Raw genomic sequence first — 18,323 nt, forward strand, 5'->3', positions numbered from 1 at the left:
AGAAGTAGTAATCGCCTACATAAGTAGGGAGACATACTTCATGACCGCTCAGACGACGGCCGTAGAGGTGAATTCACCTTCGAGCGAATTCCGCACCTATGTCGAATCCGTCCTCGACGTCCTGTCGGCCACCCCCGACCGCCCGGTGATCACCACGGCAGACGGCCGCCAGGTCACCGCGGGAGAATTCCGGGACGACGTCCACCGCATCGCGAGAGAACTCGCGGGCTGGGGAATCGGGCGCGGCAGTACCGTGTCCCTGCTCTCGGGCAACCGGCCCGAGGTCCTCACAGCCCGGTACGCCGCCAACCTGCTCGGCGCCCGGGCCGTCTTCCTCTACCAGGGCATGGCCCCCGAAACGCTCGCGCACATCGCGCACAGCGTCGACACCGAACTGCTGCTCGTCGACCCCGGGCTGCCGGACGCCGCCGAAGGCCTGCTGGCCCACGCGCGGCCGCCGTACGTCCTCTCCCTCGGCCCAGGACCGCACGGCCAGGACCTGCTGGCGCGCGCCGCCCGGCACGAACCGCTCCCCGTGCGCGGCGCGGCACGCCCCGAGGACGACTGGTGCATCCGCCACACCGGCGGGACCACCGGCGTCCCCAAGGGCGTGCGGATGCCCCACGGCCCGTACCGGGACATGCTGGCGTTCGGCTCCGTCGGCGCCGGCGAGCCGCCCCGCTTCCTGGCCTGCACCACCCTCGCGCACGTGGCGGGCAACATCGCCGACGCCACGCTGCTGGCCGGCGGCTCCGTGGTGCTCCGGCAGTCCTTCGACCCCGGCGAGGTACTGGCCGCGGTCGAACGCGAGCGGATCACCCACCTGTGGCTGCTGCCGCCGCTGATCTACCGCCTGCTGGACCACCCCGCGCTCGCCGCCACCGACCTGAGCAGCGTCCGCCGGATCTCCTACGGCGGGTGCGCCGCCTCGCCGACGCGGCTGCGGCAGGCGTACGACACCTTCGGGGCGGTCCTGTTCGGTGGGTACGGCCAGTCCGAGGCGGGGCACGTCACCGTCATCGGCCCGGACGAGCACGCGAACCTGCCGGGCGAGGGGCAGGCCACGGTCGGCCGTGTGATCCCCGGCGTCGAGGTCGCCATCCACGACGAGCTCGGCGCCCCCGTGCCCGCCGGGACGGTCGGCGAGATCCGGGTGCGCTCGGGGCAGGCCATGTCCGGCTACTGGAAGCAGCCGGAACTCACCGCCGAGGTGCTGCGCGACGGCTGGGTGCACACCGGGGACATGGGCTACCTGGACACCCAGGGCTACCTCTACATCGTCGACCGGCTCAAGGACATGATCATCGTGGTGGGCGGCCACGTGTACACCAGCGAGCTGGAGGAGCTGCTGCTCACCCACCCGGCCGTCGCCCACTGCGCGGCGTTCGGCGTGCGCCGCCCGGACGCCGTCGAAGAGGTGCACGTCGCGGTCGTCCCCGCGGCGGACGGCTCGCCCGACCTCGGCGGGCTGCGGGAGTTCGTCGCCCGGCACAAGGGCGAGATGTACGCGCCCACCGGCCTCCACCTGGTCGCGGAGATCCCGCTGACCCCGGTGGGCAAGCCCGACAAGAAGCGCATACGCGCGACGCTGGGCGCTTGACCGGTGCCGGGCGGCCCCGGCCGCCCGCCCCGCGTCGGCCGGGGCACCCCACACTGACGTACCGTCAGCCGGCCCCGCGGCCGCCCGCTCCCCTTCTCCCCCACCCGCGCTCCCCCGCCCCCGTCAGGCCACTCTCTGGCCGTCCGCCCCCTTGTGCCGTGCCGCGCGAGCGTTTCCTATGTCAGCAGGCCCGAGAACGCCGTCCTGCTGGCCGTCGCCGGTCGAGAGAGGCTGTCGTATGCGGAGCGTGGGTGTGGAAGAAGAGCTCCTCCTGGTGGATCCGCATTCGGGGGAGCCGCGTGCCGTCTCCGGGACCGTGCTGGCCATGGCCCCGGACGACTCCGCCTTGGAGAAGGAACTGCACCGCGAGCAACTGGAGATCGCCACCCGCCCCACGACGCTCATGGAGGACCTGGCCGCCGAGGTCGCCCGCTGGCGCGGCGAGGCGGCGCACCGGGCGCGCGTGGCCGGGACGGAACTGGTGGCCCTGGCGACCTCGCCGCTGCCCGTCACGCCGTCCCTCAGCGTGGACGAGCGCTACGAGCGGCTGCAGGAGGAGTTCGGCCTGACCGCGCAGGAGCAGCTCACCTGCGGCTGCCACATCCACGTCTCGGTCGAGTCGGACGACGAGGGCGTGGCGGTGCTCGACCGGATACGCGCGTGGCTGCCGGCACTGCTGGCGCTGAGCGCCAACTCACCCTTCTGGCAAGGCAAGGACAGCTGTTACAGCAGCTACCGCAGCCGGGTGTGGAACCGCTGGCCCTCGGCCGGCCCTGTCGAACCGTTCGGCTGCGCGGCGAACTACCACCGCCAGGTGGGGGCGCTGCTCGCGACGGAGACCCTGCTCGACGAGGGCATGATCTACTTCGACGCCCGGCTGTCGCGCCGCTATCCGACCGTCGAGATCAGGGTGGCCGACGTGTGCCTCCAGCCCGACGACACGGTGCTGCTCGCCGCCCTGACGCGCGGGCTGGTGGAGACGGCGGCCCGCGCGTGGCGCGCCGGCGAGCCGCCGGACCCCGCCGGGGTCGGCCTGCTGCGGCTGGCGTCCTGGCGCGCCGGCCGTTCGGGGCTGTCCGGCCGCCTCGTCCACCCGCTCACCTGGACGCCCGCACCCGCCGAAGCGGTGGTGCGCGCCCTGCTCGACCACGTCACCGAGGCCCTGGAGGACACCGGCGACCTGGTGCTCGCCAAGGAGCGCCTGGACACCCTGATGGACCGCGGCAACGGGGCCCGCGTCCAGCGGGAACAGCTGCGCCGCACGGGCGACCTGCGCTCGGTCGTCGAGGAGTGCATACGGCGTACGGCACCGTGACCTGCGGTCGGCGCGCCCCGAAACTACGGTGCGCCCTTCGGTCGCACCGTGAAGACCCCGCCCGCGCCGCCGCACGAGGATCGGGGTGGGCCGGATCCGGCCGGTGCCGGGACCGGCGCTCCGGAACCGGCGACCGTCGAGATCAACGGAGGGCGAGATGTTGACCGGTAGCGACCGGCTGGACCCCGGCACCGTAGAGGGCTCGGACTGGGTGAGCGCGCACGTCTTCTACGACACCGACCAGGACGCGCTGCTGACCGGCTGCGTCCGGCCGCTGGTCGCCAAGCTGACCGCCGACGGCCTGGTGCAGCGGCACTTCTTCCTGCGGTACTGGGAAGGCGGGCCGCACGTCAGGCTGCGGCTTCTGCCTGCCCGTACCGCGGACCGCGCCGAGGTCGAACGGCTGGTGGCCGAGCAGGTCCGCTCGTTCCTGACGCGCACACCGTCCCCCGACGTCGTGGACCGGTCGCGCTTCGCCGAGGTCTCCGAGGGCCTGGCCAGCCTGGAGGGCCGCCCAGACGACGAGCGGCAGGAAGAGGTGCGGCCCAACAACACGCTCGACTTCCCGCCCTACGAGCGCGAGCATTCCGACTTCGGGTACGGCCCGGCCATCGCCGCCGTCGAACGGCACTTCCAGGAGTCCAGCGAGCTGGCCCTGTCCGTCGTCGACACCGGCGCGACCGTGGAACAGCGCGCGATGCTGGCGTTCGACCTGGTCGTGGGCGTCTTCGCGCTCTGCGACGAGGTACGCGAACGGTGGGCGCTGCACGGCGGCCCGCCGCTGCCGTTCGGCAGCGGGCCCGAGGCCGCCGACGTCGAGCCGCGGTACCGCGCCCAGCGCGCACAGCTCCAGGAGCGGGCCCGGCGCACCTGGCGCCTGGCGACCCGTCCCGAGGGCCCGGACCACCGCGCGTACTGGCTGGCGTCGCTGCGCCGGCTCCGGCACGAGCTGCACGCCCTGGAGGACGCGGGCGCCTTCGCCAACGAGTGGCCCGCCTCCCCGCTGGCCGCCCCGCTCGAACTGGCCGCCACCGCCCACCCGGCCACCAGCCTCGTCCTGCTGCGCAGCGGACACCTGATCAACAACCGGCTCGGGCTGACCCTCTGGCAGGAGAGCCAGGTGCGCTTCCTCGTCGGCCGGGTCCTCGCCGAGCTGCCCGAGGCGCTGACCGCCCCGTGAACCAGCCGTCCGCCCAGTGGCACAGCATCCACGTCCACCACCACGACGAGGCCGCCGAGCCCGCACTCGTCCTGGACGCGGTCCGCCCGGCGTTCGAGGCGGTACGCGCGTCGGTCAGCGGCGCCTGGTTCGGCCGGCACTGGCTGCGCGGCCCGCACCTGCGCCTGAACTTCCGTACGCCGGACGAGACCTGGGCCACCCACGTCCGGCCGCGGGTCGTCTCGGCGCTCGACGCCTACCTCCGCGACCACCCGTCCACGGCCCGGCTGGACGAAGCCGCGCTGGCCCCGGTGCACGAGCGGCTGGCGGAACTGGAGATGGAGACGGGCCCGCGGCATCCCTGGGTGCCCGACAACACCGTGCTCGAACAGCCCTACGACCACCGGCTGCCGGTGCTCGGGTCGCTGCGGGGCAGCGAGGTGCTGGCCGACTTCCTCAGCGACACCAACGACCTGGCATTCGCGATGTACGAGCACCTGCGCTCCGGCGGCGCGCTGCCCGTACTGGCACTGGACCTGATGTGGACCACCGTGTCGGTCGCGGCCGTCCCCTTCGACGAGGACGGCGCGGCCATCGAGCGCGGCTTCATGTCGCTGCGGTCCCATGCCGACGCGTTCCTGTCCCGTACCCACGACCCGGACGGGTACCGGGCGGCCTTCGACGAGCGCCACCGGCGGCAGGCCGACGCGCTGGCCGGCCGCCTGCGCGCGGTGGAATCCGTACTGTCCGGTGACCGCGGCGACGAACCGCCGTTCGTCCGTGACTGGGCCGAGGCCGTACGCCGCTGCCAGCGCGCCGCGCTTCCGCTGCTGGAGTCCGGCGAGCTGACGCTGAGCGGTGCCGGCCGCGCCCCGCGCCTGCCCACCCGGCAGCTCAGCGACTTCCACCGCCTCCTCCAGACCGACCACGGCCACGCGGACTTCCTCCGCGACGACCACTGGTTCGCGTCCTTCCGGCTGGTGGTGAACTACCTCTACATCCACCTCAACCGCCTCGGCCTCAAACCGGTCGACCGCGGCCTGCTCTGCCACCTGGCGGCCAACACCGTCGAAGCGGTGCACGGCGTCTCGGCGATCGGCAACTTCGAACGCTACGTCGTCGCCTCCCCCACGGCCGGCACCCCCGAATGGTCCCGCATCGGCACGAAGTGGGCCTCCGAGGACACGGACGCGCAAACATCCTGAGTCGGATGACGACGGATAACAACGGTCACGTAGTCGAAGGTGAGCCGGCCCAGGCGCGGATGGTCGAAGACCCTGCGGGTGGGCCGGAACTCGGCGACGTCGTGAGTGTCCCACCACGTACGGAACTCCTCGCTGCGGCCGCACAGTTCGGCGGTCAGCCGCTCGAACGCCGGGTCGCCGATGAGACCCGCCTCGGGACGGTCCCACGCCAGCAGGTCCCAGTTGGGCGCGACCACGTAGGACGGGTGCGGGTCGAGCGCGTCCACCAGCCGCTGCAACGGCCGGCTCCCGGCGCGCCCGGCCGCCGCTTCCGGCAGCGGCTGCCCCGCCAGCGCGAACAGGCTGGACTCTCGTCACACCGCTGCTGGTGATCGGCGCGGGCACCGGCGTGCTGGTCACACCCCTGCTCAACGCCGTGCTCTCACGCGTGCGCCCCGCGGAGATCGGCATGGCCTCCGGCGTGCTGTCCACCGGGCAGCAGGTGGGCGGCTCGGTCGGCGTCGCCGCCGTCGGCGTCATCTTCTACGGCACACTGGGCGACGCCCCCCACCATGACACCGGCACCTACGCCCACGCCCTGACCGCCGCCCTGATCTTCACCCTCACCCTCTCCCTCACCACCTCGGCCCTCCTGCACTTCCTACCGGGCCGGGCACCACGAGACCGCTGATTCCGGCGGAGCACCGGCGGCGGCCGTGACGGCCGCCGTCACTGCTCCGCGGGAAAGAGAATGGGGCTGACCAGGTAGCGGGCCCGCCCGGGTGAGGGCTCGTTGGTGATCCGGCGTACCAGGACGTCGCGCAGCTCGCCGATCAGCGCGGCGAGTTCGTCCGGGCTGAGCCACATCGCGTGCTGGCGGTAGCCCACCAGGTCGGCGGCCGGATCGGCGCCGGGCCGGTCGAGGTAGGCATTGAACTCGGCCAGCAGCGCCGCCATCGCCACGGCGAACACCCGCCGGTGCTCCTCGGGCGGTACCGAAGCTGCGGCACTGGCGTCCACCACCGCCCGCTCACGCCGCAGCCGGTAGTGCCGCTCCACGGCACCCCGCACCCGCTGCTCGTTCCCGACCTCCAGCAGCCCGCCGTCGGCCAGCAGGCCGACCTGCCGGTACACGGTGGCCTTCGACACGTCGGGCAGCAGCGCGCACAGCTGCGAGGTGGTCAGCGTCCGGTCTCCGGACATGGCGTGCACGATGCGCAGTCGTACGGGGTGCAGGAGCAGATCGACCGTGTCCATGGCCGTACGATCTCACAGGTGATACCTTTCTCAAACTTGAGAACGGGTAGGGGCGGGCACCGGTCCGCCACCTGGCCACCGACACCGCACGGGAGCGGACCATGACCGACACAGCACCGCCCTTAGGGAATCTGCACGACCTGGGCGGTGGTCGCCGCCTGATGCTGCACCGCTCCGGTACCGGCGGCCCGGCCGTGGTGTTCCTGGCGGGAACAGGGCTGATGAGCCTGGACTACCTGAACGTCCACGACCGCGTCGCCGAACGGACCACGAGCGTCCTCTACGACCGCGGCGGCAACGGCTGGAGCTATCCCGCCGAACTGCCCCGCACCGCAGCCGACGTCACCGGCGAATTGCGGGAACTGCTCCACGCCTCCGGCACCCCCGGCCCGTACCTGCTGGCAGGCCATTCCCTGGGCGGCGCTTACGCGCGTCACTACGCCAGACTCTTCCCCGGCGAGGTGGCCGGGCTGCTCCTGCTCGACCCCTTCCACGAGGACCTGGTGGTCCGCGCTTCCCGGCGTACACGGGAGAAGCTCGACGAGATGCTGGAGCAGATGGCGGGCCAGGAGTCGGCCGAGCCCACGCCGGAACAACTGGAACAGGCTCGCGCCCAGTTGCTCCACCACTTCGCCGCCTGGCCGGGACCGCTGCGCGAGGCATTGGCCGACCGGCACCTCGCCACGTGGCAAGCCGCCGGGCGCGAGAACCAGAACCTGTACGGCAAGGTCGCCGACGAGTTCCGCCACGCCCCGGCCACCCCCGACGTGCCGCTGATCGTGCTCACAGCCATGGGGCACGACGCCACCCAGGCCGCCCTGTGGTCCGCCGACCTGCTCCGCGAGATCAACGAGACCAAGCGGGTCCTGCACGCCGAGGTCGCCGCCGAATCCCCGCGCGGAGAGCAGCGGGTCCTCGACGACGCGGGGCACGGGTGGCTGCACGAGGAGAGGGCCGACGCAGTGCTCGATGCCGTGGACGCGCTGCTCGCGCGGGCGCGTTGACGGTGTCCGAGGCGCGTACGGGAATCAGCCGAGGCGGCGTATCGGCTGGTTCTTGAGGAAGGAGTCGATGTTTTCGACGGCCTGGCCGTAGTAGGTGCGGTAGTTGTCCTCGGAGACGTAGCCGAGGTGGGGCGTGGCCAGGAGGCGGGGTGCGGTGCGCATCGGGTGGCCGGCGGGCAGCGGCTCGGTGTCGAAGACGTCGATGCCGGCGCCGGCGATCCGGCCCTCGTGCAGCGCGGCGAGCAGCGCCTCCTGGTCGACGATGGCCGCCCTGGAGGTGTTCACCAGGTACGCGGTCGGCTTGAGCAGGGCGAGTTCGGGGGCGCCGAGGAGGCCGCGGGTGCGGTCGCCGAGTGCCAGGTGGACCGAGACGAAGTCGCTGGTGCGCAGCAGTTCTTCCTTGCTCGCGGCGAGTTGGGCGCCGACTTCGTCGGTCCGCTCCTTGGTGAGGTGCCGGCTCCAGGCCACCACGTCCATCCCGAACGCCGTACCGATACGGGCCACCCGGCCGCCGATCTTGCCCAGGCCGAGCAGGCCGAGGCGGCGGCCGTGCAGGTCGGTGCCGACCGTGGACCGCCACGGGCCGCCGGCGCGCAGCGCGTTGCTCTCGTGCGCCACGCCGCGGGCGAGGCCGAGGAGGAGGGCCCAGGTCAGCTCGACGGGCGGGGTCGGGGAGCTGGCCGTACCGCATACGGTCACGCCGTGTGCGGCCGCGGCGGCGTAGTCGATCACTGAGTTGCGCATGCCGGAGGCGACGAGCAGCTTGAGCCGGGGCAGCCGGGCGAACAGCGCGGCCGGGAACGGCACCCGCTCGCGCAGGGTGACCGCGATGTCGTAGGGGGCCAGCGCTTCGGCCAGTTCGTCCTCGGTGGCGAAGTGCCGGGTGAAGGCGGTGACCGCCACCCGGTCCTGGACGGGGCTCCAGTCGGCGAGGGTGGTGGCGACGTTCTGGTAGTCGTCGAGCACGGCGCAGCGCAGTCGCATGTCGGTCATCTCCGTGATTACGGTCTGGGGCGTCGACCGGGGGGACGCCGCCCGGGGGGGCTTGGCAGGGTTCGACCGGTCCCGGTAGAAGGAGATCATGGACGACAACTCCGGCTTCGGCCGCATCCCTTCGACCACCCTCGCCGAGCTTCTGGGCCGCAAGCAGGTGATGGACGCCGGCATCCGCCCCCTGTGGTCCCCGGTCCCGCGCATCGCGGGGCCGGCGTTCACCGTGCGGTGCCCCAAGGGCGACAACCTCATGCTGCACGCGGCGATCTACCGGGCGGAGCCCGGCTCGGTCATCGTCGTCGAGTCGGGTGACCTGGATTACGCACTGGCGGGCGGAAACGTTTGTGCCATCGCTCAGCGCCGCGGCATCGCGGGCTTCGTGGCCGACGGCCTGATCCGTGACCTCACCGAGGTCCGCGAGAACGCCTTCCCCGTCTTCGCCCGGGGCGTCATACCCGTCCCCGGCGCCAAGGCGGCCGTCGAGCCCCTCAACGGCCCGGTCCGGTGCGGGGGCGTGACCGTACACGCAGGCGACATCGTGGTGGCCGACGAAGGGGGCGTCGTGGTCACGCCCGGGGCCCGCGGCGAGGAGGTCCTCCGCGACGCCGAGGCCAAACTGGCCAAGGAGGCCGACGAGACCCTCGACATGTGGGAAGCGGCCCACCGCAGTCGGGTCGAGAAGATTCTCGCCGAGCGGGGCTTCACGGGCTGACCGCGGCGGCCGGTGGCGGTCGGCGGACGAGCGCGGGCCGCTTCTTTCGCGGGCCGCGCATTTCAAACGCCTCGCGCGGGAAATCGAATCGAGATCTTTCTCACGCCTCGGATTCGTCTGCACAGGTGTGCGAAAGCGTATTCCCGGTACTCGGGTGTTCAACTCTTGTCCGCGGGAAGTATTTGTTGGGAGGGGCCGGTGAGGAACCGGTGACCGGGCGTGGCCGTCGTCACGCCGGCGGCGCAGGGACGGACCTGTCTTCCTGCCTCCGTCGGGGCTCGGTAGCATTTGCCGGACGGCAATCGAAGATCGCGTGTGGTTGAGTACGCACCGCACCAGCGACACGCCCTACGCGCTGATGCGCGTCAACCAACAGGAAAGGACCGCGGGTTGAGTTCCATCGAGGCTGCGGCACGTGAGCGTGTGACCGACGCGCTCCGCGCGGAGGCCGACACCGTCGCCGACCGCTGGGTACAGCTCCAGTTGGCCCAGGAAGAGCTGGGCAACGGCGTGAGCGAGAGCGAACTGCGCGAAGAGGCCGACAGTTTGCTCAACGCACTCGTGCAGGCACTGGAGAGCACCGTGCCGGTGAACCGGCTGGTGGCCACGCACCAGGAGCTGCACGCCGCGGTCACCGAGCTGTCGATGCGCCGGGCCCGCGCGGGCGCGAAGCCGACGATCACCTCGCTGGCCGTGCTGGCGCTCAAGGAAGCCCTGCTGGAGGCCGTACAGCGGCAGACCGGGGACACCGAGGAACTGTTCACCGCCGCGGTACTGATCAACCGGCTGCTGGACAGCGCCGGCGCCCTGTCCTTCGAGACGTACGTCGAAGGCCGCGAGGAGATCATCCGCAGGCAGAGCCGGCAGCTTCTGGAAGTGTCCACGCCGGTGGTACGGCTGTGGCGCCAGGTGCTGGCCGTCCCCCTGATCGGCACCCTCGACACCACCCGTACGCAGGTGGTGATGGAGAACCTGCTGGAGGCCATCCAGGAGCACGAGGCGCTGGTGGCGATCATCGACATCACCGGCGTGCCCACGGTGGACACCGCCGTCGCCCAGCACCTGATGCAGACCGTGAACGCGGTACGGCTGATGGGCGCCGACTGTGTGATCAGCGGCATCCGCCCGTCGATCGCGCAGACCATCGCCCAGCTGGGCATCGACCTGTCCACGATCCTGACCCGCGCCACCCTCGCCGACGCGCTGGCGGCCGCCGTCGAGATCACCAAGGACAGCGCCGCCCGGCCCGCCACGGCCGCGGCCGAGGAGAACCGGTGAGCGCCGCGGGCCCGGTCGGCATCCCCATCCTGCGCCTCGGCGACGTCCTGGTCACGGGGCTGCTCAACGAGCTCGACGACGCCACGGTGGTGGCGTTCACCGAGGAGCTGACCACCCGCATCACCACCGACCGGGCACGGGGCGTGCTCATCGACATCTCCCGCCTGGAGATCATCGATTCCTTCGTGGCCCGCACCCTGATGGAACTGACCACCATGGCGAGGCTGCTCGGGGCCCGCGTGATCGTCGCCGGGATGCGCCCGCCGGTCGCGCTGACCCTGGCCGAGCTGGGGCTGAGCCTGACCGGCGTGGAGACCGCGCTGAACGCGGAACACGGCATGGTCGCGCTGGGCTGGCACCGCAGTTCCCGATCCTCCGGAGAGGTATTGCATGACGGACGCCGGTGAAGTCCGCGGTACGGGCACCGCCGGTACCGCGGTGCTCAACGGCGAGGGCCGGAGCCACGGCGGCGACCCGGCCGGTGCCACGGTGCTCACCGTGCGCAGCGAGCCGGACCTGATGGCCATCCGGCACGCCGTGCGCGCCGCCACCCTGCGGGTGGGCTTCAGCATCGTGGACCAGACCCGGGTGGTCACGGCCGCCAGCGAGCTGGCCCGTAACGCCTATGTGCACGGCGGGGGCGGCACCGTCACGATCGAGTACCCGACCCGGCCCGGCGCGGTGGGCCTGCGGCTGACGGTGAGCGACAGCGGCCCCGGCATCGCCGACGTGGACGCGGCGCTCGCCGACGGCTACACCACGGGTGCCGGACTCGGCCACGGGCTGGGCGGTGCGCAGCGCCTGATGGACGAGTTCGAGATCCGTACCGGCAAGGGCGGCGGTACGACCGTGACCGCCACGCGATGGGCCGACCGTTGACCGCTCTGCCCTCCGTCCCGCCGACGGCGTACATCCGTATCGACCACTACAGCGCGGTGCACCTGGCCGCCGAGGCGGCCAGGGCGCTGGCCCGGGAGTGCGGGCTGACGGGCGCGCTGCCCGACCGGGCCGCGGTCGTCGCCTCGGAGCTGGGCAGCAACCTGGCCAAGCACGCGACCGACGGGGCGCTGTTCCTCCAGAAGGTGCCGCTGGGCGCCGGCGTGGAGATCCTCGCCGCGGACCGGGGGCCGGGGATGGCCGAGCTCCAGCGGTGCCTGGCCGACGGCTACACGACGACGGAGACCCTCGGTGCCGGGCTGGGCGGGGTCAGCCGGATAGCGACCACGTTCGCCATCCGTACCCAGGAGCCCGAAGGGACCCTGGCCTGCGCGCGGCTCACGCCGCCGGCGGACGCGCAGACGGCCCGCCGGGCGGTCGGCAGCGTCTGCCTGCCCATCGAGGGCGAGGAGGTCAGCGGGGACGCCTGCGCCATGGCCGAGACCGGCGGGGGCGCGCTCACCGCGATCGTCGTCGACGGGCTCGGGCACGGGCCGTTGGCGTCGGAGGCCGCGCAGACCGCGCTCCGCGCGTTCGCCAAGGTGCCGGACGAGCCGCTGCCCGAGTTGCTCGTCCGGGTGCACCGGGCCCTGCGGCGCAGCCGCGGCGCGGCGGTCGGGCTGCTGCGGCTGGACGCCGGGCGCGCGCAGTACTGCGGCATCGGCAATGTGCGTTTCCTGGCCGTCACCCACCATGAGGCAGGCCACCGGCTGACCGGCCAGCCCGGTGTCGCCGGGCTGGAGATACCGCGGCCGCGCGTCCGCGAGATCCCGTGGGAGCCCGGCGCCACCGCCGTGCTGCACACCGACGGCGTCGACCACCGCTGGTCCCGCCACCCGGCTCCGTTCCTGCTGCGCCTGCCCGCGCCGCTGCTGGCCACCGCCCTCGTCCACGGCCACCGCCACGTCCGGGACGACGCGACCGTACTGACCGCCAACCTCCACCAGAGACTTCCGTGACACCTCACGTCTTCCACTCCCCGCAGGCACTGCGCCGCGCCGTGCGCCTGCTCGGCACGTCGCACTCCCTGCCCGCCGAGACCCGGGCGCGGCTCGTGCTGTCGGTCGGCGCGCTGGCCGGCGCGGCGTTCCGTGCCGGCCAGGGCGTCACCCTGGAAGCTGCCCTGGAGCCGTCCCCCAGGCCGGCCCAGGCCGATGCGGGGGACCATTCCTCCACACTGTCCCTGGCCGTCACCCTCCGCTCCCCCGTCCCCGCTCCCGACGAGGCCGTGCCGCTGCCGGCCCAGCGGTCGGGCAACGGGGTCACAACCTGGCACGTACCGCTGCCCGGCCCGGAATACGGAACGGACGGAGCCGGCCCGGACGGCTGCTCGGGAGCGCACGGCGGCTCGCCGGCCTCTCGGGCCGAGACGGAGCTGCTGGAGGAGGAGCTGCGCGCGGCGCTGGCCCGCGTCGACGCGCTCGCCGCCGACCAGCGCCGGCTGACGCACGAACTCGCCGAGACCAACAGCGGGGTTCTGGCCCTGTACGTCCAGCTGGAGGAGCGCGACGAGCAGCTGCGCACGGCGCACGGGCACATCCTGCGCGAACTGGAGGACGCGCTGCGGCCTCCGCCGCTCTCGGTGGACGGGCTGGAACTGGCGGTCCACTACGCTCCGGCCGGCACCGACGCCCCCACCGGCGGAGATTTCTACGACTGGTTCGTCCTGCCGGACGGTACGGTGCACATCACCGTCGTCGACGCGCTGGGTCACGGGGTACGCAGTACCCGCAGCGCTCTGAACGTCACGCACGCCGTGCGCACCCTGGCCCTCGAAGGCCATCCGCTGACGTCCATCGTGGCGCGCACGGACGAGATCCTCTCGCCCTTCGACCCCGAGCTGATGGCCACGGTCCTGCTGGTCAGGATCGATCCGCGCACCGGCGAGGTGCAGCTGGCCAACGGCAGCCACCCGCCGGCCCTGGTGGTCCGCGCGTCGGGCCAGGAGGAGTATCTGGAGGTCCGCGGCCGCGGCGTGGGCTACCCGCTGCCCGGCAGCGACCGGCTCCTGCGGGCCGAGCTGGCGGAGGGCGACCTGCTGGTCCTCTACACCGACGGCCTCACCGAGAGCCGCCGGGATCCCAGGGAGGGCGAACAGCGCCTGGCGGAGAGCGCCCGGCGCCACCGGCACCGGCCCATAGCGGACGTGCCCGGGGCGATCGCCGCCGACATGCACACCGTCATCCTGCACTCCGACGACACGCTGGCCCTGGCCATCCGGCTGGCGTCACGCCCGTCCTGACGCCTCTGGCACCCGCGCCACGACGGCTTCGACGGTCTTGCCGCGGGGCGTGGGCCGCACGGAGGTGGACGCCGCGAGGCGGCGGACCATCGGCCAGCCGAAGCCGCCGCCCTCGCCGCGCACGTCCGGGTCCCGCTCGTGCGGTACGCGGGGGCTGGAATCGGCCACGGACACCGTGACCGAGCGGGCGTCGGCCGCCAGGCGCAGGGTGCAGACGCGGCCCTCGGCGTGCCGGACGGCGTTGGTGACGAGTTCGGAGACGATCAGTACCACCGCGTCGCGGCTGTCCGGATCGACCGGGGGCCGCAGGCTCCGTAGATGACTGGCGGTCACATCGCGTGCGGTGGCCGCCGCCTGGGGGCAGCTCTCCAGGCTCACCACCAGTGGCGCCGGCGCGGTGACGTTCCGCGCTGCCGTGGTGCTGCTCATCGGGCTCACCTCGTTTCCCGTTCGGCGATAAGACGTACAGTCGGGCAGCATTCCCGCCCCGCTATCCCGTAATCACCCCTTCGCACACCGGGCACCGAATTCTTCCCAACCGGGGCCCCGGACTCCGGTAATGGGGTACCGGCGGCGTCACGGAGCGCAATACACCGCACACATACGGAATACTCATCCGATCGCAGGGTAGACGCACCGCCGGCAGCCGCCGGGGACGGGCCGGAAGCTGACGCGGTGAGCGGTAGAGCGGCGACAAAAATATCGTGGCACGCATAACCGCCGCACCCCGGCCCCGCATTATCCGGCCCACGGTACGGTTCCGGTCACCGACCGTTAGTGACGGCAGACGGGGAGTTCCGGCCGCGCCCGCCACCGGGCCGCCGCTCGTCCCCCGTCACGTCCCTCGGGTCACTGCCCCGGCATGGGCAGCAGTGTGGGGTTGTCGCCGTTGAGGAGCTGCGTCATCCGGTGCTCGATGTGTTTTCCGTATTCCGGATGCGTCAGAATCCAGAAGCGCTGTTCGCGTATCGCCTCCACCACCCGCTCGCCGACCGCCCGCGGACTGAGGCCGGTTTTGAACGCCTTCTTGGCGGCCTCGACGGACCAGTCGCCCGGAACCGGGCCCGCGTCGGAGAGGCGGGCCGGCCGGTTGCGCTGGGAATGGTAGATGTTCGTGTCGACGAGGCCGGGGCACAGTACGGATATCCGCGGCTTGAGACCGTCCCGGACGAGTTCGAGGTGGACCGTTTCCGACAGGGCGACGACGGCCGTTTTCGTCGCGCCGTACAGCGATCCGCCGGTCAGCAGGCCGGCCAGCGAGGCGGTGTTGACGATATGGGCGTCCTCGTTCTGCTCGATCATGACGGGCAGGAAGGTGCGGATGCCGTGCACGACCCCCATCAGGTTCACGCCGAGGATCCACTCCCAGTCGTCGAGCGTGCTCTCCCAGCTCGGCCGGCTGCCGGTGTAGACGCCCGCGTTGTTGCACAGTACGTGTACGGCGCCGTACGTCCCGAGCGCGGACTCGGCGAGCGCGGCGACCTCCCCGGCCGACGCCACGTCGGTCACGACGGCGTGCACGTCGGCGCCGGCGTCGCGCAGCCCGGCCGCCATGGCGTGCAGCGCGGCCTCCTCCACGTCGCTCAGCACCACGCGCATTCCCGCGTCGGCGAACGTCTCCGCCATTCCTTTTCCGATACCACTCGCCGCACCGGTAACGACGGCAACTTTGTCCTCCAGGTTTTCCATTTCCCCTCCGCATCGCGCCGGGCCCGCGTCAGGGAGACAGGTTAAGGAAGAGGCTGCCGCCTGGCACCCCTTCCCGGGGGTGCGCGCCGGACACCGGCAGCCGCCGGCCACGGCGTGCCGTCCGGGTGACCTCTGAGTAACAACGCAAAGCGCGGCAAAAATGTAGTCCAAAGCTGCCCAACTGGCGAAAAAGCATCCCTGTACCCGCCCGCGGCAAGAGGAATCTGGAGTGCGTGCGTCGTAAGACGTGGCCGTGGCCCTATAAGGAGCCGCTCGTATGTGGCGTGGCAAAACGAAGGCGGAGCGTGCCGCGGCGGACGCGGCCGAACGGCTGCTGGCGGCCGGACGGCTGCTGCACCGGGCGCCGGTGACGGCGGACGGGCGGGCCGTTTTCCGGGGGGACCAGCGCGTCAATGACGCGCCGCACCGGGAGCGGTGGGCGCACGACAAGGTGGTGCGTTCCACCCACGGGGTGAATTGCACGGGCTCGTGCTCGTGGAACGTGTACGTCAAGGACGGGTTGATCACCTGGGAGACGCAGGCGACGGATTACCCGTCGGTGGGGGCCTCACCGGCAATCAGCGCGACGCGGTCACCACCATCCGCCGCCGCTCCCAGAAGGTCAGCTACTGATGCGCGTGATGGCACAGGTCGCGATGGTCATGAACCTCGACAAGTGCATCGGCTGCCACACCTGCTCGGTCACCTGCAAACAGACGTGGACCAACCGCTCCGGCACCGAGTACGCGTGGTTCAACAACGTCGAGACCAGACCGGGACAGGGCTACCCCCGCGGCTACGAGGACCAGGAGCGCTGGCAGGACGGCTGGCAGCTCAAACACGGCCGGCTGGTCCCGCGCAGCGGCGGCCGCGCCCGGCGCCTGGCCCGGCTGTTCGCCAACCCCCGGCTGCCCGCGCTGGACGAGTGCTACCAGCCGTGGACGGGACCGCTGCCGCGGCTGGCGCTTGTGCGTGACCGGCTGCCCGTACAAGAAGGTCTACTTCAACCACCAGACCGGCAAGGCCGAGAAGTGCACCTTCTGCTATCCGCGCATCGAAGCGGGCGAGCCCACCATCTGCTCCGAAACCTGCGTCGGCAGGCTGCGCTACCTCGGCGTCGTCCTGTACGACGCGGACCGCGTCGGCGCCGCCACCGCCGACGAGCAGGACCTGTACGAAGCGCAGCTCTCCTGTTTCCTCGACCCCCGCGACCCCGGGGTCGCCCGCGCCGCCGAAGCCTCCGGCATCCCGCACGACTGGGTCACCGCCGCCCGCCGCTCCCCCGTCCGCGCGCTGATCACCGACTACCGCGTCGCGCTGCCCCTGCATCCCGAGTACCGCACCATGCCCATGGTCTGGTACGTGCCCCCGCTGTCGCCCGTGGTGGAATCCCTGACCGCCACCGGGCACGACGGCGAGGACCCGGACCCGGCCATCGCCACGTCGGTGGGCATGTCCACCGAGGCCGTCGAAGCCATGTACCGGCTGCTGGCCATCGCCAAGTACGAAGAGTGTTACGTCATTCCGACCGGCTACACCGGCTCCGGGGCCCCGCACACCGACGAGGGGTGCAGTCTCGACGGCGACGGCGGCCCCGGCATGTACGGCGGAACGTACGACGCGGAAGGCTTCCACGCCCCGCCGGCCGCCGTACCGGCATCCGGAACCGGCACCTCTTCGCGCGGCCGGTTCAACCTCCTCAACTGGAACGGCAACGGACGCCCCAACGGCCTCTTCCCTCGCCGTTCAGACGATCCTTCTCCCCGTCGGCAGGACCGTTCATGAACACACCGCTGATCCACCAGGCCGCATCCCTACTACTGAGCTACCCCGGTACCGGCTGGCCCGCCCGGCACCGGGCCGTACACGAAGCGCTGCGCCCCATGCCCGGCGAGCAAGCCGCGCTCCTGCTGCGCTTCTGCACCCGCGTACAGGACGTACCACCGCTCGCCCTCGCCGCCCTATACGTCGACACCTTCGACCGCAGCCCCCGCCGCACCTTGCACGTGACGTACTACACCGACGGTGACACCCGCCGCCGTGGCTCCACCCTCGCCCATCTCAAAAGCCGCTATCGCGCCGCCGGTTGGCAGCCACCCCCTGACGAACTGCCCGACCATCTCCCGCTGCTGCTGGAATTCGCGGCCCGCACACCAAAAACCGGATGCCGGCTGCTGGCCGAGCACCGGGCCGCCCTGGAACTCCTCCGTATGGCGCTGGAGGAACACCGCAGCCCCTACAGCGACATCCTGCCCTACCTCGTCACGACCCTGCTCGTCGCGGGCACCGCCTGGCGCTACCGCTACGACCGCTTCGGCTTCACGACCCGCTCCAGCCAGCTGCACGAGAGCGCGCTCCTGCGCATCGGTTCGCCGCTGTTCCACTACGGCCTGCTCTTCGTCATCGCCGGGCACATCTCCGGCCTGCTCATTCCGGCATCCTTCACCGAATACGTGCACATCCACGAGTGGCTCTACCACGCCAACGCCCTCGCCATCGGCGGCGTGGCCGGTCTGGCCACCACCGCGGGCCTCGCCGTTCTGATCCACCGCCGCCTGACGGTCCGGGCCGTACGCCACGCCACCCGGCGCAGCGACCGGATCATGTACCCCGTCCTCCTCTGCGTCCTGCTCGCCGGAATCGCAGCCACCGCAACCACCACCAGCTCCCACCCCTACGGCTACCGCCAGGGGGTCTCGGTGTGGTTCCGTTCCCTGTTCACGTTCGCCCCTGACGTACCCGCCATGGCCAACGCGCCCTTCGTCTAGCAGCTGCACGCCCTGCTCGGCATGGCACTGTTCGCGCTTTGGCCGTTCAGCCGCCTCGTCCACGCCTTCACCGCACCGGTCGGCTACCTGGGCCGCCCGTACATCGTCTACCGGTCCCGCGCCGCCGCGCGGCCGGGATCAAGCGGAACCGGGCTCTCGGAGTGATCCCCCGAGAGCCCGGCTGTT

At 71.9% G+C, this 18,323-nt stretch carries 17 protein-coding genes and 4 pseudogenes; 16 read left to right on the plus strand and 5 right to left on the minus strand.

Going from position 1 to position 18,323, the window contains the following annotated elements; all coding sequences use genetic code 11:
- The first annotated feature begins 40 nt into the window (after positions 1-40).
- The 4 genes from ACH4OW_RS11195 to ACH4OW_RS11210 all read left to right on the plus strand — a co-directional run bounded on the left by ACH4OW_RS11195 (position 41) and on the right by ACH4OW_RS11210 (position 5,279).
- Positions 41-1,600 carry an AMP-binding protein gene (locus tag ACH4OW_RS11195; RefSeq protein ID WP_398026811.1) on the plus strand — a complete coding sequence of 520 codons (1,560 nt, stop codon included), beginning with the start codon at positions 41-43 and terminating at the stop codon, positions 1,598-1,600.
- Positions 1,601-1,838: 238 nt separating this feature from the next.
- Positions 1,839-2,915 carry a glutamate--cysteine ligase gene (locus ACH4OW_RS11200; protein ID WP_398026813.1) on the plus strand — a complete coding sequence of 359 codons (1,077 nt, stop codon included), beginning with the start codon at positions 1,839-1,841 and terminating at the stop codon, positions 2,913-2,915.
- 157 nt (positions 2,916-3,072) lie between these two features.
- Positions 3,073-4,095 carry a lantibiotic dehydratase C-terminal domain-containing protein gene (locus ACH4OW_RS11205; protein ID WP_398026815.1) on the plus strand — a complete coding sequence of 341 codons (1,023 nt, stop codon included), beginning with the start codon at positions 3,073-3,075 and terminating at the stop codon, positions 4,093-4,095.
- Complete coding sequence (locus ACH4OW_RS11210) at positions 4,092-5,279, plus strand: thiopeptide maturation pyridine synthase (protein WP_398026817.1); 1,188 nt, start codon at positions 4,092-4,094, stop codon at positions 5,277-5,279. Before ACH4OW_RS11205 ends, ACH4OW_RS11210 begins: the two co-directional genes overlap by 4 nt.
- Here ACH4OW_RS11210 and ACH4OW_RS11215 read toward each other — a convergent pair.
- Positions 5,186-5,557, minus strand: coding sequence for a hypothetical protein (locus ACH4OW_RS11215; protein WP_398026819.1), 372 nt, complete (start codon positions 5,555-5,557; stop codon positions 5,186-5,188). The genes ACH4OW_RS11210 and ACH4OW_RS11215 overlap by 94 nt on opposite strands.
- Positions 5,558-5,646: 89 nt before the next feature.
- Between ACH4OW_RS11215 and ACH4OW_RS11220 the strand changes: the two genes are divergently transcribed.
- Positions 5,647-5,949 carry a hypothetical protein gene (locus ACH4OW_RS11220; RefSeq protein WP_398026821.1) on the plus strand — a complete coding sequence of 101 codons (303 nt, stop codon included), beginning with the start codon at positions 5,647-5,649 and terminating at the stop codon, positions 5,947-5,949.
- 38 nt (positions 5,950-5,987) lie between these two features.
- On the opposite strand, the gene ACH4OW_RS11225 is transcribed toward ACH4OW_RS11220, so the two are convergent.
- The gene (locus ACH4OW_RS11225; RefSeq protein ID WP_398026823.1) at positions 5,988-6,515 is read right to left on the minus strand and encodes a helix-turn-helix domain-containing protein; all 528 of its coding nucleotides are present in this window, start codon (positions 6,513-6,515) and stop codon (positions 5,988-5,990) included.
- Between the two features lie 101 nt (positions 6,516-6,616).
- Between ACH4OW_RS11225 and ACH4OW_RS11230 the strand changes: the two genes are divergently transcribed.
- Positions 6,617-7,519 (plus strand): alpha/beta fold hydrolase, encoded by a 903-nt coding sequence (locus tag ACH4OW_RS11230; RefSeq protein ID WP_398026825.1) that lies wholly within the window; start codon positions 6,617-6,619, stop codon positions 7,517-7,519.
- Between the two features lie 24 nt (positions 7,520-7,543).
- On the opposite strand, the gene ACH4OW_RS11235 is transcribed toward ACH4OW_RS11230, so the two are convergent.
- Positions 7,544-8,503 (minus strand): D-2-hydroxyacid dehydrogenase family protein, encoded by a 960-nt coding sequence (locus ACH4OW_RS11235; protein WP_398027214.1) that lies wholly within the window; start codon positions 8,501-8,503, stop codon positions 7,544-7,546.
- Between the two features lie 97 nt (positions 8,504-8,600).
- Here ACH4OW_RS11235 and ACH4OW_RS11240 point away from each other — a divergent pair, with 97 nt between their 5' ends.
- The 6 genes from ACH4OW_RS11240 to ACH4OW_RS11265 all read left to right on the plus strand — a co-directional run bounded on the left by ACH4OW_RS11240 (position 8,601) and on the right by ACH4OW_RS11265 (position 13,680).
- Positions 8,601-9,224 (plus strand): RraA family protein, encoded by a 624-nt coding sequence (locus ACH4OW_RS11240; protein ID WP_398026827.1) that lies wholly within the window; start codon positions 8,601-8,603, stop codon positions 9,222-9,224.
- Positions 9,225-9,614: 390 nt separating this feature from the next.
- Entirely contained in the window at positions 9,615-10,502 is an 888-nt protein-coding gene (locus ACH4OW_RS11245; protein ID WP_398026829.1) for an STAS domain-containing protein, read from the plus strand.
- A complete protein-coding gene (locus ACH4OW_RS11250; RefSeq protein WP_398026831.1) occupies positions 10,499-10,909 on the plus strand; it encodes an STAS domain-containing protein in 411 nt (136 codons plus the stop codon). Before ACH4OW_RS11245 ends, ACH4OW_RS11250 begins: the two co-directional genes overlap by 4 nt.
- Positions 10,893-11,381 carry an ATP-binding protein gene (locus ACH4OW_RS11255; RefSeq protein ID WP_360132344.1) on the plus strand — a complete coding sequence of 163 codons (489 nt, stop codon included), beginning with the start codon at positions 10,893-10,895 and terminating at the stop codon, positions 11,379-11,381. Before ACH4OW_RS11250 ends, ACH4OW_RS11255 begins: the two co-directional genes overlap by 17 nt.
- Positions 11,378-12,397 (plus strand): SpoIIE family protein phosphatase, encoded by a 1,020-nt coding sequence (locus ACH4OW_RS11260; RefSeq protein WP_398026833.1) that lies wholly within the window; start codon positions 11,378-11,380, stop codon positions 12,395-12,397. The genes ACH4OW_RS11255 and ACH4OW_RS11260 overlap by 4 nt, the downstream gene beginning before the upstream one ends.
- On the plus strand, positions 12,394-13,680 hold the full coding sequence (locus tag ACH4OW_RS11265) for a PP2C family protein-serine/threonine phosphatase (protein WP_398026835.1): 1,287 nt from the start codon (positions 12,394-12,396) through the stop codon (positions 13,678-13,680). Before ACH4OW_RS11260 ends, ACH4OW_RS11265 begins: the two co-directional genes overlap by 4 nt.
- On the opposite strand, the gene ACH4OW_RS11270 is transcribed toward ACH4OW_RS11265, so the two are convergent.
- Together ACH4OW_RS11270 and ACH4OW_RS11275 are read right to left on the minus strand one after the other, a co-directional pair.
- A complete protein-coding gene (locus tag ACH4OW_RS11270) occupies positions 13,666-14,109 on the minus strand; it encodes an ATP-binding protein (RefSeq protein WP_398026837.1) in 444 nt (147 codons plus the stop codon). The genes ACH4OW_RS11265 and ACH4OW_RS11270 overlap by 15 nt on opposite strands.
- A 420-nt stretch (positions 14,110-14,529) precedes the next feature.
- Positions 14,530-15,369: an SDR family NAD(P)-dependent oxidoreductase gene (locus tag ACH4OW_RS11275; protein ID WP_398026839.1), complete on the minus strand. Its 840-nt coding sequence runs from the start codon at positions 15,367-15,369 to the stop codon at positions 14,530-14,532.
- A 277-nt stretch (positions 15,370-15,646) separates the two neighbouring features.
- Here ACH4OW_RS11275 and ACH4OW_RS11280 point away from each other — a divergent pair.
- From ACH4OW_RS11280 to narI, 4 pseudogenes are all read left to right on the plus strand, one after another.
- Positions 15,647-15,982: pseudogene (locus ACH4OW_RS11280) on the plus strand (respiratory nitrate reductase subunit gamma); the annotation flags it as partial.
- 19 nt (positions 15,983-16,001) lie between these two features.
- Positions 16,002-17,154 (plus strand): annotated as a pseudogene (locus ACH4OW_RS11285) (4Fe-4S dicluster domain-containing protein).
- Positions 17,151-17,558: pseudogene (gene narJ, locus ACH4OW_RS11290) on the plus strand (nitrate reductase molybdenum cofactor assembly chaperone); the annotation flags it as partial. The pseudogenes ACH4OW_RS11285 and narJ, both read left to right, overlap by 4 nt.
- A 21-nt stretch (positions 17,559-17,579) precedes the next feature.
- Positions 17,580-18,302 (plus strand): annotated as a pseudogene (gene narI / locus ACH4OW_RS11295) (respiratory nitrate reductase subunit gamma).
- Positions 18,303-18,323: the final 21 nt, after the last annotated feature.

It is taken from the genome of Streptomyces sp. NPDC017056 (genome assembly GCF_044332485.1).
In the GTDB taxonomy this organism is placed as follows: Bacteria; Actinomycetota; Actinomycetes; order Streptomycetales; family Streptomycetaceae; genus Streptomyces.

What these genes read in the sequence shown, in the direction of transcription:
- ACH4OW_RS11195 (WP_398026811.1), top strand. Translation starts at nt 41, where the DNA reads ATGACCGCTCAGACGACGGCCGTAGAGGTGAATTCACCTTCGAGCGAA.
- ACH4OW_RS11200 (WP_398026813.1), top strand. Translation starts at nt 1,839, where the DNA reads ATGCGGAGCGTGGGTGTGGAAGAAGAGCTCCTCCTGGTGGATCCGCAT.
- ACH4OW_RS11205 (WP_398026815.1), top strand. Translation starts at nt 3,073, where the DNA reads ATGTTGACCGGTAGCGACCGGCTGGACCCCGGCACCGTAGAGGGCTCG.
- ACH4OW_RS11225 (WP_398026823.1), bottom strand. Translation starts at nt 6,515, where the DNA reads ATGGACACGGTCGATCTGCTCCTGCACCCCGTACGACTGCGCATCGTG.
- ACH4OW_RS11230 (WP_398026825.1), top strand. Translation starts at nt 6,617, where the DNA reads ATGACCGACACAGCACCGCCCTTAGGGAATCTGCACGACCTGGGCGGT.
- ACH4OW_RS11235 (WP_398027214.1), bottom strand. Translation starts at nt 8,503, where the DNA reads ATGCGACTGCGCTGCGCCGTGCTCGACGACTACCAGAACGTCGCCACC.
- ACH4OW_RS11240 (WP_398026827.1), top strand. Translation starts at nt 8,601, where the DNA reads ATGGACGACAACTCCGGCTTCGGCCGCATCCCTTCGACCACCCTCGCC.
- ACH4OW_RS11255 (WP_360132344.1), top strand. Translation starts at nt 10,893, where the DNA reads ATGACGGACGCCGGTGAAGTCCGCGGTACGGGCACCGCCGGTACCGCG.
- ACH4OW_RS11270 (WP_398026837.1), bottom strand. Translation starts at nt 14,109, where the DNA reads ATGAGCAGCACCACGGCAGCGCGGAACGTCACCGCGCCGGCGCCACTG.
- ACH4OW_RS11275 (WP_398026839.1), bottom strand. Translation starts at nt 15,369, where the DNA reads ATGGAAAACCTGGAGGACAAAGTTGCCGTCGTTACCGGTGCGGCGAGT.